15 protein-coding genes and 1 tRNA gene are annotated in these 16292 nt (G+C 46.2%); 7 read left to right on the top strand and 9 right to left on the bottom strand.

Features of this window, described 5'->3' with window-relative positions:
* Position 1: 1 nt before the first annotated feature.
* From ABIO93_RS06800 to ABIO93_RS06785, 4 genes are all read right to left on the bottom strand, one after another.
* Positions 2-1744, bottom strand: coding sequence for a serine hydrolase (locus ABIO93_RS06800; RefSeq protein WP_348065777.1), 1743 nt, complete (start codon positions 1742-1744; stop codon positions 2-4).
* Positions 1745-2810: 1066 nt separating this feature from the next.
* The gene (locus tag ABIO93_RS06795) at positions 2811-3488 is read right to left on the bottom strand and encodes an ATP-dependent Clp protease proteolytic subunit (protein WP_348065775.1); all 678 of its coding nucleotides are present in this window, start codon (positions 3486-3488) and stop codon (positions 2811-2813) included.
* Positions 3489-3616: 128 nt separating this feature from the next.
* The gene (locus ABIO93_RS06790; protein WP_348065773.1) at positions 3617-3835 is read right to left on the bottom strand and encodes a hypothetical protein; all 219 of its coding nucleotides are present in this window, start codon (positions 3833-3835) and stop codon (positions 3617-3619) included.
* A gap of 5 nt (positions 3836-3840) precedes the next feature.
* Positions 3841-4374, bottom strand: coding sequence for a sigma-70 family RNA polymerase sigma factor (locus ABIO93_RS06785; RefSeq protein WP_348065771.1), 534 nt, complete (start codon positions 4372-4374; stop codon positions 3841-3843).
* A 292-nt stretch (positions 4375-4666) separates the two neighbouring features.
* Here ABIO93_RS06785 and ABIO93_RS06780 point away from each other — a divergent pair, with 292 nt between their 5' ends.
* Complete coding sequence (locus tag ABIO93_RS06780) at positions 4667-6292, top strand: serine hydrolase domain-containing protein (RefSeq protein WP_348065769.1); 1626 nt, start codon at positions 4667-4669, stop codon at positions 6290-6292.
* A 208-nt stretch (positions 6293-6500) separates the two neighbouring features.
* Here ABIO93_RS06780 and ABIO93_RS06775 read toward each other — a convergent pair.
* The 3 genes from ABIO93_RS06775 to ABIO93_RS06765 all read right to left on the bottom strand — a co-directional run bounded on the left by ABIO93_RS06775 (position 6501) and on the right by ABIO93_RS06765 (position 8451).
* A tRNA-Val gene (locus ABIO93_RS06775) sits at positions 6501-6575 on the bottom strand.
* 20 nt (positions 6576-6595) lie between these two features.
* Positions 6596-7909, bottom strand: a complete 1314-nt coding sequence (locus tag ABIO93_RS06770; protein WP_348065767.1) for an MFS transporter — start codon at positions 7907-7909, stop codon at positions 6596-6598.
* A gap of 83 nt (positions 7910-7992) precedes the next feature.
* Positions 7993-8451, bottom strand: a complete 459-nt coding sequence (locus ABIO93_RS06765) for a hypothetical protein (protein ID WP_348065765.1) — start codon at positions 8449-8451, stop codon at positions 7993-7995.
* A 129-nt stretch (positions 8452-8580) separates the two neighbouring features.
* On the opposite strand from ABIO93_RS06765, the gene ABIO93_RS06760 reads away from it, so the two are divergent.
* From ABIO93_RS06760 to ABIO93_RS06745, 4 genes are all read left to right on the top strand, one after another.
* Positions 8581-10215, top strand: a complete 1635-nt coding sequence (locus ABIO93_RS06760; protein WP_348065763.1) for a T9SS type A sorting domain-containing protein — start codon at positions 8581-8583, stop codon at positions 10213-10215.
* 15 nt (positions 10216-10230) lie between these two features.
* Entirely contained in the window at positions 10231-12249 is a 2019-nt protein-coding gene (locus ABIO93_RS06755; protein ID WP_348065761.1) for a thioredoxin domain-containing protein, read from the top strand.
* 113 nt (positions 12250-12362) lie between these two features.
* The gene (locus ABIO93_RS06750; protein WP_348065759.1) at positions 12363-12797 is read left to right on the top strand and encodes an antitoxin Xre-like helix-turn-helix domain-containing protein; all 435 of its coding nucleotides are present in this window, start codon (positions 12363-12365) and stop codon (positions 12795-12797) included.
* Positions 12798-12799: 2 nt separating this feature from the next.
* On the top strand, positions 12800-13267 hold the full coding sequence (locus tag ABIO93_RS06745; RefSeq protein ID WP_348065757.1) for an RES family NAD+ phosphorylase: 468 nt from the start codon (positions 12800-12802) through the stop codon (positions 13265-13267).
* A 71-nt stretch (positions 13268-13338) separates the two neighbouring features.
* On the opposite strand, the gene ABIO93_RS06740 is transcribed toward ABIO93_RS06745, so the two are convergent.
* Positions 13339-13857: a DinB family protein gene (locus tag ABIO93_RS06740; RefSeq protein ID WP_348065755.1), complete on the bottom strand. Its 519-nt coding sequence runs from the start codon at positions 13855-13857 to the stop codon at positions 13339-13341.
* Positions 13858-13875: 18 nt separating this feature from the next.
* Positions 13876-14382: a DUF6265 family protein gene (locus ABIO93_RS06735; RefSeq protein ID WP_348065752.1), complete on the bottom strand. Its 507-nt coding sequence runs from the start codon at positions 14380-14382 to the stop codon at positions 13876-13878.
* 232 nt (positions 14383-14614) lie between these two features.
* Between ABIO93_RS06735 and ABIO93_RS06730 the strand changes: the two genes are divergently transcribed.
* Entirely contained in the window at positions 14615-15166 is a 552-nt protein-coding gene (locus ABIO93_RS06730; RefSeq protein ID WP_348065750.1) for a hypothetical protein, read from the top strand.
* Positions 15167-15351: 185 nt separating this feature from the next.
* Positions 15352-16278 carry a hypothetical protein gene (locus ABIO93_RS06725; protein ID WP_348065748.1) on the top strand — a complete coding sequence of 309 codons (927 nt, stop codon included), beginning with the start codon at positions 15352-15354 and terminating at the stop codon, positions 16276-16278.
* The last annotated feature ends 14 nt before the right edge of the window (positions 16279-16292 follow it).

The raw sequence follows: 16292 nt of genomic DNA, 5'->3' as shown, positions 1-16292 counted from the left end.
ATTATTTTTCAACGAGATCGCAATCCGTAACCAAGCCATCGGAGGTCAGATGGACGAGTATATAGGTGTCCGGCTGATTGGACTTCAATTGGTAAGTTATTATTTCGCTTACGTCGCTATCATGGCGTTGAATTCCCCGGCCGGCAACGTTCTCCGAATGAATAAAAGTTAATGATTTCAAAGTTTCCGGTTCTCGCATTCCTCCTGCAAAATCTCGTTTGGCTCCCAAAGTGAGGCCTGATGCTTCTTCTAATATTTTACCACCTTTTACCATAGCCTGCAAAACCGCCATGATTTTGGGTGTGCGTAACGGATCAGGATCGGCATTGGTTTGATGGGCATCGGCAAGCGGCCCAATACGTGGTACCTTTCGCTCATAGCCTTGGCCCTTGTCTTTAAGCGTGAAGCCAGTCGCATTTCCATTAGCGTCGGCATTGAAGGTTACAGAAACATTGCGGTCAGTCGATGTAAACGTATTATTAGCGACGGGCACAAATTCTTCATCAACAAAACCATCTTCCAGGGTAAAAAGGCGCTGATTATCAGCTTCAAAAGTGATAATTCGATTATTAAATAATTCATATCGCCCTTCGAAAGCCGTTAAAGTTTTGGAATCCACATCTACCGCGGCCGGTTTAGCGCGCTTACCAGGAAATCCATCCCAGTGGTAATAGTCAGCGATAAAATCAACAATTCTGCCCATCATAAGCGAGTTATCATTCGCATTGATCATGATCACAATGCCTTGTCCTTTGTCCACACTAGCGGTAAGTAACGCATCAAAACCCTCGTCGCGCCCACTGTGACCGAAGCGGAGCGTAGCACTGTCACCCTGCAAAAAAACACCAAGTCCATCCCTGTTTTTCTGATCTGTCAACATTTGGCGGGTCATGGACTGGGATAATACACTTCCTGATTTTCCAGCATAAGCATTCTGAATACTGATCGCGAACCGGGCCAGATCAGACGGTGTAGTCCACAATCCCGCTGCTGCCATCTCAGGATAAATGTGCCAGCGACCCTTCACCAAACTTCGATTGTTGTAGTGACCGGTTGCCGTCAATTTTGCCAATTCCTGGGGTAAAGGTTGTTGGTAGGTGCTATTTTTCATACCAAGTGGCGAAAGCACATGACTTTTCATGAATTCCGGAAAGACAGAGCCAGTCACATCCACCATCAGCTGTTGCATGACAGTATAGCCACCTCCTGAATATCTCCAACGGGAGCCCGGAACAAAGTCTACGCGAACCGGTGGTGTATTGGCTGGGGCTGTCCCATCCAGAATCTCCACGACCGAAGGCATCTTGGCGCCCACAGCGTATCCCGGGAATCCGTGCACTGTAAGACCGGTAGTATGGCTGAGTATCCCGCGCAGTGTAACCTTTTTATCATTTGTAAATTCATTATCAGGGACTTTCCAACTTTTAAGTTTTACGTTAACATTCTCATCCAGAAAAAGTTTATTCTGTTCAACGAGATACAGGGCGCCCATAGCCGCAACCGATTTACTAACCGAGCCTGCCTGAAACAAAGTGTTCGTCGTGACAGGCACCTTTCCATCCTTATCAATAAACCCATAGGACTGAGCCTTCAAGATTTTTCCGTCCTGAATGATAGCCAGGGACAAACCGGGAATACCCCGCTTCTGCATTTGGCTCCGGATAAAATCGTCCAGATCATCCGCGTGGACGTGAAATACAACGAATAGAAAGGAAAGAATCAGAAGCAGGCGTTGATTTTTCATGGATGGTTTGGTTGGAATGGATTTCATCAAAGCTACAAGTAGTTATCCTGGCGTCTGTTAAGTATCGGTAAAATAAGGTTAACGAAATGTAAAAGTTGCCGCTTCGGCCGATTTTACGAATTGCAATGGATTATAGCCCCTGAGAAGTTGGATATAGTATACAAAAATTTGCCCAGATACTTTCGCTGCATCCGGGAATGTTTCAATCGACTTCATTTCATGGCGGTGGTTCACATGTCAACTGTTCTAGCCCCTGTAATTCAGTAATCATGAAATATTTCCGACGTTTCATGATGCTCGGTGCCTAATGGGTTTTGTACTTTCCGATGGCGTATCATTCATTTTACCAAATTCATATAAACCGGGCCACTCCTGAACCAGGAAAGCTGCATGGGTTTTCCTGTCGTCGCATCTGTCACCTAGCCAGTCAATAGGGCTGTTGCTTGTCCATAAGCCAGCAGGCACGATCCTAGAAGTAAAATGAAAGTTATCCAGCCAATGTAGAACGCGTAACGCATAGTTATAAATTACGCTCTAAAAATAACTTCCCTAGGTACTCATACCCATGGTTAATATGTAAAAGGAATTGAGAGAACATGGCATTGACTGCCAGCTTATGCTGATTCAGTTTTTTTTCGACAACTTTTTTAAATGAATAGGTACGTGTTGTTACGGGAATTCAACAGGCTGTATGTATCTCACGCGTATTCTTTTTCCAGATTGTCTGCCGGGAATCCATTTCGGCATCAAGTTCACTACTCTAAGGGCACTTCGACAACCATAAAAATAGGCTCGTCCAATTCTATTTTAGGCTTTTGTGCTTCTGGTTTCTCCTGAATTGCCTGACTGAATGCAGTGTTACCTAGCCCTATGAAAATCACCCTTACACTAACATAGATGGATTGGCAAAAGTATCTGCTAATGTTAGCCGCCTAAAAATCTCTACCATACTGGTGCAAGTCCAGTCCCGGCTTGGCGCAGATACAAATAGCCGTCAGCCCTGGATTTGGGCTGACGGCTATTTGTGTTGTAGTGATAACACCCGGGCGCAGGCGTTTCGGCTAGATTAGCGCACTAGCACTTCGTCGACAAAGCCATGTACCTTCGCTTCTTCGGCTTTCATCCAATAGTCACGGTCGGCCCAGCGTTCGAGTTCTTCGGCTGACCGGCCGCTATGAAGGGCCATGATTTCGTACAGCTCATTTCTAAGCTTGACTATTTCGCGGGCGGTGATTTCGATGTCCACCGACTGGCCCTGTGCGCCACCGTGTGGCTGGTGAATCATGACGCGGGCGTGAGGGAGAGCCGACCGTTTACCGGCTGCACCCGCGCACAACAATACCGCCCCGAAGGATAAGGCGATGCCGGTGCAGATGGTCGCCACGTCGGGCTGGACGTATTGCATGGTGTCGTAAATGCCCAAACCTGCGTAAACCGAACCACCGGGACTGTTGATGTACATCAGGATGTCTTTCTTGGCATCGACCGACTCCAGGAACAGCAACTGCGCTATGATCACGTTGGCAATGTTGTCGTCGACGGCCGCGCCCATGAACACAATCCGGTCAGCCATCAGGCGCGAGAAGACGTCGACCTCCCGGAAGTTCATCGGGCGTTCCTCAATGACCGACCGGGTCATGTTTTCGATTTGGTGTAGATACCGGTCGACGGTAAGGCCGTTCAGGTGCTGATGGTGTACGGCGAACCGGCGGAACTCGCTGCGGCTAAAGTCTGGGTAATACATAAGGTAGGAAAATAAATATGTGATGAAAGTTGACTCTTGAAAAGATGGTTGATTCAGGGCAATACGAAGCCCTATCGCTCGTATAAAGCAATCGGGCAATATCAAACGGTTGGGTGATTACTTAGGGGTTATCCGAACAGGCGGGTGTGGATGGCTTCTAACTCGGCTCGGAGCTGCCGGCGCCCAAACAGGCGCAGGGCCTTATACGCCAGTCGCTGTCTGGCCAGCTTTTGCTGCAATTCCTGATCCCACAGCAAGCGAACCGCTACGTCGAGCTGCTGTTCTTCGGGTAAAGTGCCTTTGAGGTAATCCTCCAACAGTTGCACTTCGTTTAACAGTGGACGCATGGGCATTATAATTTGAACTGGTTGATGGACAGGTGGCTTACGGCTTTGCGCAGCCGCTCCAAGCACTTAAATTTCTGCACCGTAGCTGAGCGCACGCTCCGGTAACTGTGCTGCTCAGCGATCTGCTCTAACCGCTGACCGAAGTAATAGAAGCTGACCAGAAGCGATCTACAGGTTTCTCCCAATTGCTCGACGAAGGCCATTAACGTTGCTGTTGGCTGCTCGTCATCTACAATAACCTCTTCGCCGACTTCATCAATTGGCGCCTCCGATAACCATGTTTTGCGAGCCCGCTTGTCCAACTCCTGCCGCCAGAGATTCTTGCAAATGCCCATCAGGTAGGTGCTCAGCGATGAAGTTAACGTCAGCTGGTCGTATACCACCTTTTCGTAATAGGTGATGAGCGCTTCCTGAAAAATATCCTTGGCGTCATCGTCGGTGCCACTGTTTTCCTTCACATAATGCCGCACCATCGGATAGGTTTTCGCATAGATGCGTTCCAGCGTCCGCTCACGGTCGGTCAGCAGGGCTGCGTTCATTGACAGGCTTTGTATCGAAATCATACGCTAACGCTTTTTATGGTTTATCGGAATTACGCCCAATTATCACCCACTGATAAGAAAAAAATTATCACCTGAAATTATAGACTACGGAAAAATGAAGTCAAACAAAGAAAATATCTACCTGGAAATACCGATCTCATCATTGCTATCAAGAGTGCTGCCACCGTAGCACTGGGCAGAAAGAACCAATTGGACTAGGCAGAGATGCGGTATATTTTATCCCCCTAAGCCTTCTTAAATTCGGTTCCCAACTTAATTGCTGATAAAAATGCGGAAAGCATGCTTTGTAGTGACGATACTTCTGACTTCGTTGTCCGTTACTTTTGCTCAATCCTTGCAGGACACGCTCACCGTCATAGATCAAATGTTCAGCCGTTACCAGCCTGATCGTCCGGGATGTCAGCTATCCCTAAGCCGTTCCGGGAAGCTCATTTATTCAAAGGCCTGGGGAATGGCCGACATGGAGCACCAGGTACCTATGACTAATTTCTCTATCAATGAAGCTGGCTCAGTTTCCAAACAGTTTACAGCAGCAGCCGTCTTTCTACTTGAGCAACAACAAAAATTGGGTTTACAGGATAACATACGAATGTATCTTCCCGAACTTCCAATCTATGATGATCCCATAACGATTAGTCAGCTAATTCATCACACCAGTGGCCTTCGGGATTGGGGAACAATTTCGGAACTGGCTGGATGGCCGAGGACGACCAAGACCTACAACAATACTAATGTTTTACAAATCGTCTCTGAGCAAAAGAGCCTCAACAATAAACCAGGCACAAAATTCATTTACAGCAACTCAAATTATAACCTATTAGCTATCATCGTTGAGCGGGTAAGTGGTATGAGTTTGGCCGAGTACACCCGAAAACATATCTTTCTCCCAGCTGGAATGATCCATACACAGTGGCGCGACGATTTTAAGAGAATAGTGGTTAACCGGGCTTTGGCTTACAGCGCAGATAAAGGAGAATTTAAAACCGACATGCCCAATGAAAATGCTTACGGCAATGGCGGCCTTTTGACCACGACGGAGGATCTGATCAAATGGAATGAATACTATTGGAATGGTCAGTTCGGTACTCCCTCGTTGCTGGCAAAACTAATAGAGACCGACCGCTTTATTGACGGAAGCCTAAATTCATACGGGGCAGGCCTATTCGTAAGCAAGCGATACGGATTAGACTTCATTCAGCATTCAGGGGCAACGGCAGGCTACCGGGCTATGCTAGAGCGCTTCCCACAATTAGACTTGTCGATTGCTTGGTTAAGTAACTCGGCGCAGTTCGATACGGCCAGGACTAATTTAATTGTAGAAGTGGAGAAACTTTTTATTGGGAATACTACGCAGAAAGAAAGTCCTTCCAACTCTTCACCCGACCGTCCTATTGTTATTCCCTATGATCAATTACAGCGGTATGCGGGCCAGTATCAAAGTGGTATAACAGGCAGTGTATCGTTTCAGATTACGGATAAAAAATTAGCGATTGGGGACCAGGTTCTAGCTCCCACACAGGCCACCCAGTTTAAATGGGGTGAAGGTGCATTCGACTTTACCCAAACCCACCAAGTGGCTTACATTAATCCTCCTTTTGATCATTACACCTTTTATAAGGTAGATTCGACAAAAGCAGCCATTGATTTGTATCTGGGCACATACTATTCCGATGAAGTAAAAGCTTCGTTTACCATTGAATTGAAAGATGGCAAACTGCTGCTGCATCAAGCCCCGGCTAATGACTATCCGATTATTGTGATCAATAAGGATCATTTTATGGTCCCAGACTTGAGAGCTGACCTTAGATTTACAAAAACGAAAACAGGTCAAGTCACAAATTTTGCAATAACTATGGCACGGGCTTTCAATATCAAATTCAATAAGGTCAAATAAATTCAAGACAGTTTAGAAAAAGCTAAGGTGAGAGGGAATGCAAAGTGCTCATAGCGCTATTGTCATTGTTTTTATCAGGGAGGGTCTCGGTCGGTAGGGTCGTTTTCATGATGCAAATTTATCAAGAAAGATATTAATTCCTTCCCAGGCGTAGTCCAGTCAAAAGCCCATTAAAATCAGAGCTTTTGATTTTAATGGGCTATGAAAGTAGGACGTAGCGGGTTCGAACCGCTGACCTCCGCCCTGTCAAGGCGGCGCTCTGAACCAGCTGAGCTAACATCCTGTTGGAGCCGCGATAATAGCCTAATTTTTGTTTGTTTCCAATTCGAAATGGTAAACTTTACGCGAAGGGATCCGGTAGAGCAGCACTAAGCCGATGATGAAAATTACGAGCAAAGCAAGGATACTATTGCGCATACTTCCGGTCAGTTGCTCGACTGCGCCATAAATAAAAGTACCAATCACAATGGCCAGCTTTTCGGTGACATCATAAAAACTAAAATAGGACGCAGTATCAGGCACATTCTCCGGAATGAGCTTGGAATAAGTAGACCGGGAGAGCGACTGGATCCCACCCATGACCATTCCTACCATGCAGGCAATGACATAAAACTCGGATGCCTCCGTAGTATAGTAGGCCCCCATGCATATCCCTATCCAAATGCTCACCCCGACCATTAACGCAAAGATATTGCCAATCTTTCCCGAGAGCCAGGCGAAAGCGTAGGAGCCTGCAATTCCCACCAACTGGATCAGCAGCACAGTAATGATCAGGCTCTGAGAAGGAAGTTTTAGCTCGGTCGCCCCAAAAATCGTCGCCACATACATCACAGTACGCAGCCCCATGGTGTAAATAAAGAAGGCGCTCAGGAATTTGGCTAAGTAAGGCTGCTCTCGAAGCTGTGAATAAACCTTTTTTAATTCACTAAAACCATTCAATACCCAGTTGCCTGCTCTTTTTTTGGCTGTTTTGCCCTGGGGCAGGTAATGAAAGGGGATCTGCGCAAAGAGAATCCACCAAATACCGACCGTCAGAAAGGAGATCCTGGCCGGAATGGCTTTGTGGGTAATGCCATAAAATTGCGGGGCCAGTATCATGCTCAGGTTAAAAAGCAGCAGCAAAACACTGCCCAGGTAGCCCATCGAGAAACCACGGGCACTGTAGCGGTCGTAGTTTTCTTCGGTGGCAATTTCAGGCAGGTAGGAATCATAAAAAACAATGCTTCCAGCCCACCCAATCAAACTAAGTCCAAACAGAAAAACAGAGGCGGTCAGCGTATCCTTGGTAAAAAAATACAGCAGCATACAACTCACCGCACCCGTGTAGCAGAAAAATTTCATAAACGTTTTTTTCCTGCCAGTAAAATCAGCGATTGCCGTGCATAACGGGATCAGCAGGGCTGTGATCAGAAAAGAAGCGGAAACGGTGTAGGAAAAAAGCACTGAGCTTTTGATATGCATCCCTAGGAAATCGATCTCGGGTGTACCTGATGCACTCAACGCCGTAGCGCTGAAATAAACGGGAAAAATACTGGAAACGATCACCAGGGCGTGAACTGAGTTGGCCCAGTCGTACATACACCAGGCATTAATGATAGAGGGGTTGTTCTTTGTCATTCTTACTAAATTTGCCACAAAATAAGAAAAGCGACAGATTTTATCCGCCGCTCGTTTAAAGAAATCCTATATGCCCACCCGCTTTATTTGATGACAGGCTCGAAAACCATGATCGTTTCCTGCTCTACGCCATCAACGGGCATTTTACTTTTTAACCTTAGTTTGCTGTTAGTAAGCTCTTCCACCCCAAACTCGCCTGAAAAGCCCGAAATCTTAATGTCAAGTACTTTATTTTCATTGATCAAATACCACGTACCTCCATTAATTACCTGCTTGGATTTTTGGTCTATCGCCTTGGTGACATTATTTTGAAGAAATTGGATATCCATTACTTCTTTAATCCCCTGCGTCTGGGTATTGAGCTTATTGACAGGAATGTCTTTATAGGACAAATCTGTCACCGCAGACATGCGCCAGGGATAATTAATCAGTATTTTATCCTTTTCTGTCAGCGTCGGGTTTTCGTTCTTATCTTTGTCCTTATCGCAACCCAGTAATAAAAGCATCGATAAAAGCGGGATAAAAAGCAGTATTCGTCTCATAGCTGTCAGATTTTATGTTTCAAGGCAATTTTAAAATGAAAACTTTTTAGCGAATAAAATATTGTTGCTTTCGCGGAAAAATCAAATTACTCGCAACGCAAAAGTAACGAATTTGTCTGGTCAATTCTTATGATCCACTCTACAAAGATCTATTTCACGACGGCTTACACCGGTTTTCTTTTCCTGCTTACCATCTCGATCCAATCATGGGGACAGGATTGCAAGCCTGCTTATATACTAAACCCGGTGACTGTCAACAACACCATCGAGTGGAGCAAGTTTCCCGAATTCACCCTGCCCTTTAAGATCATTTACAGTGGCCCCAGGTTTGGCGATACCCAGTCGCAGCCACTCAAACACGGTTTCAGCCACATCGCTGCATACAGCGGGCCAGAACCCGGCTCACTGAAAGGACAGAACCGGGCTATCTTATGGTATGGCGTGGCGACTTCCTCGGGGGGGGATCAGCCCTGGTCGGACAATGCGCTGCGCAGTCCATGGGGAAATGACACGGCTGCTTACCGCAGTTTTTGGGATAACTACGCCGGCACCATTTCGGATTCAGATATTGTTTGCCTGGACATTGAGCGGATGCAGCGCGAAGACCGCGATATTTTGGCCCTTAAAACCAACCCGAAGATCCCACAGAACTATCGCAGCCTGTCGGATGCCGATTTTGTATTTACTTATAAACGCGATTTGCGCTGGTGGTATACAGAGGCCATCAACCGCCTGAGGGCCAAAGGCGTCAAAGCATCTATTACCAGTTATAGTGACGTTCCCGTTCGCAATACCTGGCTTAACATTACCGCCAACAGCTGGCAGGACTGGACCACCAACCTGGCCCGCACCCACTACCTGACCCAGGATAACACCGGTAAAATCGGGGGCAGCTTCTACAATGGGTTGGATTTTCTCTCGCCCTCTCCTTACTATTATTACGGCTATGATCATCCCATCGGCAAAGACTATCTGTCCTACCTTCTTTTCAATATAGAGTCCAATACGGCATGGAGTAATAAACCCGTCATTCCCTTTGTATGGATGCGGATCCATGATAGCTATGACCCCGCTACGCCCTTGATCACCCCTTTTATGGCCGAGGCCACAGCCATATTTCCGTTTTTTTCGGGCGCAAAAGGATTATGGTTTTGGGAGAATCCATCCTTTCCGGGCAACCGTCAGGAAAACTATGCGGCCTATGAGCACTTCATCTATGGCCTCTACCGCCTTTCTGCATTTAAGGATATCTTCGAGGGCAGCTATCAACTAGTCATACCGCAGTCAGCCCGGGATCTGATGGAGCAGCAAACCCCGGTTTGGAGAGGAGCTGTGAAGGGAAATGAGATTTTGATTGCTGCGCAAAACCCATATGCGGCTGATAACGCGCAGACCGATGTTTTTGTCTCCTATCAAAAATGGTCCAGGACAATTTCATTGAAAGGAAAAGAGATTTTTCTCTGCAAATTTGACCTGACTGACATCATCAGTTCGACCCAACCATTCTTGTCAGAAGCCTATGTGTACCCCAGTGTGGTCAGCAGGGAGCTCAATGTGGCACTAACGGGCGTGAATGGCGCCACTGATGTGGATTTTTCTTTGATCAACACTAAAGGCCAGCTGGTTTTTGAAAAGAAAATTAAATCAGTGGCTGGCCAGACCACAGAGCTAGTCCCATTACCCGTCATCTCTTCGGGTATATATTTTGCCCGCTTTACTACTTCTCTAAAAACGATCACTAAAAAAGTGGTTGTTCTTCAATAGCTTACCATCTGCTCCATGAACCGTCTTAGTCAGCAAACCAGCCCATACCTTCTTCAGCACGCCCATAATCCAGTCGATTGGTATCCTTGGGGCCCCGAGGCGCTTGCCAAAGCGAAAACCGAAAACAAGCCCATTCTGGTTAGTATCGGCTATTCTGCTTGCCATTGGTGTCACGTGATGGAGCGGGAAAGTTTTGAAAAAGAGGCCGTTGCCGCCGTAATGAATGACTATTTTGTCTGCATTAAAGTGGACAGAGAGGAGCGGCCCGATGTGGATGCTGTATATATGGATGCTGTCCAGGCCATGGGTGTGCGCGGAGGCTGGCCGCTAAACGTTTTTTTGCTGCCTACCAGTAAACCTTTTTACGGGGTGACCTATTTGCCCCCTCAAAACTGGGTTCAACTCCTCCATAGCATTCAGAAGGCATTTACCGATCATTATGATGAACTGGCCAGTTCCGCCGAAGGATTTGTTGAAAATATGATCGTCTCGGATTCGCAAAAATACGGCTTGACTGATTCGACCGCTGTGTATAGCACCGCCAACCTGGATCTGATGTTTGAGCAGTTGCAAAGAAATTTTGACACCCAAAAAGGAGGAATGGACAGGGCACCCAAGTTTCCGATGCCCTCCATTTACAAATTTCTGCTGCGTTATTATGATATCAGTCAAAACCCAGACGCACTCGCACACTTAGAGTTATCATTAAACAGGATCGCATTGGGCGGCATTTACGATCATGTAGGTGGAGGCTGGGCGCGGTACTCGGTCGATGAAGACTGGTTTATTCCTCATTTTGAAAAAATGCTGTATGATAATGCCCAGCTACTGAGCATTTATGCCGAAGCGTTTTCGCTGACACAAAATCCGGTTTATGCCGACCGTATTCAACGTACGATCGAGTGGCTTCGGTCTGAAATGTTAAGTAATGACGGTGGTTTTTACTCAGCACTCGACGCGGATAGTGAGGGAATTGAAGGGAAATTCTATATCTGGACTCAGCAGGAACTGCGCCAGACGTTAGGAGATGATTTTGAATGGTTTTCCAAGCTATACAAAATCTCCAAGCAAGGCAATTGGGAGCACGGCTACAACCATTTGCACCTGACGCATGCTGTCGAAGAAACAGCCAAAGCCGCCGGTATTTTCTCTGATCAGCTGCCGGAGCTGTACCGGAATGCATTGGTCAGGCTCGCCCTAAAACGAGCAGAGAAAATCCGCCCCGGACTGGATGACAAGATCCTGGCCTCCTGGAACGGGCTTCTGATCAAAGGATTATGCGATTGCTACCGGGCCCTGGGCGATGAATCAATCCGTGAACTTGCAGTGGCTACCGGCCGGTTTATCGCTGATAAAATGACAGCAAAAGATAAATTATGGCATAGCTACAAAAACGGGCTGGCTTCGATTACCGCATTCCTGGAAGACTACGCAGCCGTCATTGAGGGCTACCTGGGCCTTTACCAGATCACATTTGATGAGCAGTGGATCCAAAATGCACAGCAGCTAACCGATTACAGCATTCATAACTTTTATGACCAGTCAGAGGGTTTCTTTCACTTCACCGACGCTTATGGCGAAACGCTCATTGCCCGCAAAAAAGAAATTTTTGACAATGTGATCCCTGCTTCCAATTCCATGATGGCCCATAACCTTTACATTTTGGGCAAAATGCTCGATCGGGACGATTACAGTAAAATTTCCGACAAAATGCTCGCTAAAATCACCAAGCTGCTGCTCGCAGATGTGCAATGGGTGACCAACTGGGCAGCTTTATACTGCCTCAGGTCAGTGCCTACGGCCGAAATCGTCATCGTCGGCCACGAGGCAGAGGCCATCAGAAAGGACTTTGACCGGTTTTTCATCCCCAATAAGATCGTCATGGGAACCACAACAGCATCAAATCTGCCGCTGCTTGAAAACCGGACAGACCTGAATGCAAAAACAGCTATCTACATTTGTTACGATAAAACCTGTCAGCTGCCCGTAACGCGGGTTGAAGACGCTCTTGCCCAGCTTTCGGGCAGGTTGTAAGAAATCTAATGTCGGTCATCAGGCACTACGTATATCACACAAAGGAAAATTTTCGCTTTTAATCGAGAAAAAATTCATACATTTGTTCAGGAATTTATGTAAAAGATAGCGCGATGAAATCAGTAATAAGCCAGCCCAACCTTAGCATCAGGGCAAAATTTACAAATCTGGACATAGCAACTAACTTTGCAATTGTAATTTTAGCCCGTAAAGGTTTGCAGCCAAAGGTTTTTTATGATTTTGCCGAAGCCATTAAGATGTCCGAAAGGAATTTGGCAGCACTAATCAATCTTACTTCACGGACGATCAGCAACTACAAAGACTCGCAAAAAAAGCTTGATCCTTTATACGGGGAGCATTTACTGAAACTGATTGCTTTATTCGAAAAGGGCGAGCAGATTTTTGGCAATGTAGACGAATTCAACTATTGGCTTCAAAAACCGTTCTGGAACTCAACCGAAAAGCCTTGGGATTGGCTTGGAACCGGTGGAGGTGTTGACGTTTTGTCTGAGGAACTCGACAAGCTTGCACAAGGGTATCCCGTATAAATATGCTCATTTACAGAATTGTGCACAAACTGTATAGCGGATCTTTATTTGCGTCTGGCGTACAAGGACGATGGAACAGTGCTGGTAATAAAGTACTATATGCTGCCGAGTCAATCCCATTAGCATTTCTTGAGAACATGGTTAGGAGACAGGGAGTTGGGTTTAACAACGATTTTCAGATCATGTTCATCTCTATTCCCGATACAGTATCCATAGAAGAAGTTAGTGCACAGACACTAAATTCTACATGGAGGGATCCCAACGACTACTCCTTATGCTTGCCGCTAGGAGATAAATGGTACCGCGAGGCAAAGTCGATTGCCCTAAAAGTACCGTCAGCGGTAATGCCGGAAGCATTTAATTATATGATCAACACCATGCACCCGGATTATAAGCAGGCCATACTAGTAGGTACCACAAATCTGATTCCTGATCCCAGGATTGAAGATATTCTAAAGAAGTATCGATGATCACTAGTGATACTCCATTTTTGCTGTAAAAGCATTCCAAGGCTTAGCCATAGCCCCATTGTCTGATCCTGTTATAACAACGGAAAGTACCTCTCACGAATCACATTCATGTGGTGGATCGGGTGCCCGATGATCACAAATCCCAGTGCCAAGGGCGTGATTCGTGTTTGATTGGCCGTTCCGGCGCAATGGATCATGGTATTGTTCATATATTTGAACATCAGTTTGGTCGCCGCCCTCACCTGAGTAAACTCTTCCATCAGATCCTGGATCGTGCGCTGGCTGGCAATGGTGTTGGCTCCCAGAACCGCCTCATCATAACCAGGCAACTCAGTCTGATCATTTCTTGAAAAACGCAAGGCGCGGTAAGACATGATCCGCTCATTATCGATGACATGCTGTAAAATATCACGCACTGTCCACTTATTTTCGGCGTAAACCTGATCTCCCAGCGCGCTCAGCTTTGAAATTTCAGAATAGATCTGTTCAGGTGCATATTTTTCAAATGCTTCAAAAATGTCGATATCCTCAACCAGGTTGATGTAACGATCAAAAAAGGGTGGCATTGGGTTAATCTCGGATCTTTTCATGGTGTTGCTCTATTATTTTTAATGTATTCTACTGTAAGGATAATCGATCCGCTTGTTTTTTGCCTGGACCTGTCCTTCGATATAGGCATGCAACGAATCCTGGGATTTGATGTCATAGACGATCCGCTGCGGAAAATCGTGCTTTAAATTTTCAAAAACAAACTTGCTGCCTTGGATGGACCTCAATTTAAAGAGCACAGTTTTTCCTTCATTCTGCCCTGCCGCCACAGGTGCAAACACGATCTCGCCTCCGCTATGATAAAGCTTCATCGTTTCAAGCAGGAAGGTATCGGTTTTGAGGACTTTGTAGCTTTTTCCGGTCAGTTCCGACTCCGAGGACATGGCCCACTGCTCGTAGATATCACCGCTGGCGCGTTTGGTAATCCAAAGGCCAGACAATGGTTTCAGCTTTTCAAAATCCTGTTTTGTAAAGCCAGCATTCTCCGAAAAAGCCATTACCAGCAAAATGGCTGACAAAGCAGTCCACAGCGGCGCGCCTCGCATTAATTTGCCGGTCTTTTTCATGGTAAGCTCCATTTTACAATTACAATGGTAAATTAGTGAAAATCGGCGGCGCAACCAGTCGGAAATCAAAAATACTTATGCTTGCAGCCGCTCAAATGGCTCCTTTGCATTCCGGTATAAATAACCGATGGTGACTACATTTTGCAGACTGACAGGAGATTAGCCATTTTGGAAACACTTCTTGCTTAATTGCACTGATTATTGTTACATTTGGATATAAATCCTCTTGAAATTGAAAAAATCGCTACCCATAGCGCTGTTAGCTTTGCTGCTCTACCACACGTTTGGGCTCAGCTTTGCTATCCTTTTCTTCGGGAAAAATTACCAGGTTGCCTCCATTTCAAATCATGTAGAAGATACCCGGCTGGTGAAAATGTACCTGCCCTCCCTACCCTATACAGAGCACGCCGAGGTGAGTGGGAAAATCGAAGGACTGGTCAGAAAAGACGGAAATTTTTACAATCCTACTAGTGTGCTCCATGAAAATGATACGCTTTATATCACATTAAAATCCAATCAGGCCGCCAGGGATCATTTTTTCGAGCTGGCCAACGCCATGCAGGTCACTGCAGATCCTCAGGCAGATTTACCAGGGCAGCCTTACGGAAAAATGATCAAGCTACTTGGCAGCATTCTAAAAAATTACGTTTCCAACTCCTACGACTTCACGATTTATGCGAAACAATTTTTGCCTGAAACGCAACCATTATTTCCTTCCCCTTTTGAGCTGACGTATAGGTCATTCGAAAGTCTTTTATCAACGCCCCCACCCGAACTTTCCTAAGCCACATTAACGGGCCCAGCCCGCTTCATTGCTTCGTTAATCTCAGCGCGACCATTTGGGCTGTCATTGCAGGCAAACTACATCACGACAGCATTGTCACTGACCAAGAATTAAAACCATAAGCTGGGGAATTCCTTTATAGGGACATTTTTCGGTATACGTATTACTTCAAATTAAATTTCTATATGTTGCATTCTTTACAAATCAGAAAGCGATTACTGGCTATGCTTTTGTTCGCATGCGTAGGCTGTGTGTCTTCCGCTTTTGCCCAAATGCCTAATGACGCCATTTATATGGGTAAGAATACCGCATGTCTTGCCGTTTCCTATAACCACAGCTCCTGGGACCAGTATTGGGAAAATGCTTTACTGAGAGAAAACCTCAACATCGGTACCCATACCGCCCAAGCCGGTATGGCCATGCTGGCCGTTGGTCTTACCAAGAACCTGAACATTATCGCGGGCATTCCCTATATACGCACCAAAACCAGTGCAGGTAACCTGAGATGGCAGCGCGGTTTTCAGGATGCTTCGGGTTGGATCAAATACCGGTTTATCAATGTGTCGGGTTTCTCACTGCATGCCATCGCAGGCGCCTCCATTCCGGTGGGCGATTATATTCCCGATTTTCTCCCTATGTCCATCGGGCTGCAATGTAAAACCGCTACAGCAAGGCTACTGGCCAGTTACCGGCACAAGGGCGGAATTTACATGACCGCTTCGGCTAGCTATATTTTCAGAAGCAAGATCGACATTGATCGCGACACCTACCAGGCAGACGGCAAACTATATAACTCCAATCGGGTCAGTGTTCCCAATGCTTATGATGGCGCCGTGCGACTGGGCTATTTGAAAAAAGCCATTCAAGGAGAGGCGTTTCTGGAACACGGAGCATGTGACGGAGGCGATAACATTCGCAGAAACGACATGCCATTTCCAACCAATAACATGAAGTCCACCCAGGTAGGTGTTTATGCCAAGTTCCAGCCTAAAAACATAGGGGTTAATGCACGCTTCTCCAAAGTGATTGAAGGGTCCAATGTGGGTAAAAGCACTTCTTACTCGATTGGGGTGCTTTACCAATTCCGGTACGCGAAAGCAGATAAAAAATAAAATATCATTTCTAT

The organism is Dyadobacter sp. (assembly GCF_039919315.1).
Taxonomy (GTDB): domain Bacteria; phylum Bacteroidota; class Bacteroidia; order Cytophagales; family Spirosomataceae; genus Dyadobacter.
The sequence above is the reverse complement of the archived record's forward strand: the minus strand, read 5'-3'. Positions and strand labels throughout refer to the sequence as shown.

What these genes read in the sequence shown, in the direction of transcription:
- ABIO93_RS06800 (WP_348065777.1), bottom strand. Translation starts at nt 1,744, where the DNA reads ATGAAAAATCAACGCCTGCTTCTGATTCTTTCCTTTCTATTCGTTGTA.
- ABIO93_RS06795 (WP_348065775.1), bottom strand. Translation starts at nt 3,488, where the DNA reads ATGTATTACCCAGACTTTAGCCGCAGCGAGTTCCGCCGGTTCGCCGTA.
- ABIO93_RS06790 (WP_348065773.1), bottom strand. Translation starts at nt 3,835, where the DNA reads ATGCGTCCACTGTTAAACGAAGTGCAACTGTTGGAGGATTACCTCAAA.
- ABIO93_RS06785 (WP_348065771.1), bottom strand. Translation starts at nt 4,374, where the DNA reads ATGAACGCAGCCCTGCTGACCGACCGTGAGCGGACGCTGGAACGCATC.
- ABIO93_RS06780 (WP_348065769.1), top strand. Translation starts at nt 4,667, where the DNA reads ATGCGGAAAGCATGCTTTGTAGTGACGATACTTCTGACTTCGTTGTCC.
- ABIO93_RS06770 (WP_348065767.1), bottom strand. Translation starts at nt 7,909, where the DNA reads ATGACAAAGAACAACCCCTCTATCATTAATGCCTGGTGTATGTACGAC.
- ABIO93_RS06765 (WP_348065765.1), bottom strand. Translation starts at nt 8,451, where the DNA reads ATGAGACGAATACTGCTTTTTATCCCGCTTTTATCGATGCTTTTATTA.
- ABIO93_RS06760 (WP_348065763.1), top strand. Translation starts at nt 8,581, where the DNA reads ATGATCCACTCTACAAAGATCTATTTCACGACGGCTTACACCGGTTTT.
- ABIO93_RS06755 (WP_348065761.1), top strand. Translation starts at nt 10,231, where the DNA reads ATGAACCGTCTTAGTCAGCAAACCAGCCCATACCTTCTTCAGCACGCC.
- ABIO93_RS06750 (WP_348065759.1), top strand. Translation starts at nt 12,363, where the DNA reads ATGAAATCAGTAATAAGCCAGCCCAACCTTAGCATCAGGGCAAAATTT.
- ABIO93_RS06745 (WP_348065757.1), top strand. Translation starts at nt 12,800, where the DNA reads ATGCTCATTTACAGAATTGTGCACAAACTGTATAGCGGATCTTTATTT.
- ABIO93_RS06740 (WP_348065755.1), bottom strand. Translation starts at nt 13,857, where the DNA reads ATGAAAAGATCCGAGATTAACCCAATGCCACCCTTTTTTGATCGTTAC.
- ABIO93_RS06735 (WP_348065752.1), bottom strand. Translation starts at nt 14,382, where the DNA reads ATGAAAAAGACCGGCAAATTAATGCGAGGCGCGCCGCTGTGGACTGCT.
- ABIO93_RS06725 (WP_348065748.1), top strand. Translation starts at nt 15,352, where the DNA reads ATGTTGCATTCTTTACAAATCAGAAAGCGATTACTGGCTATGCTTTTG.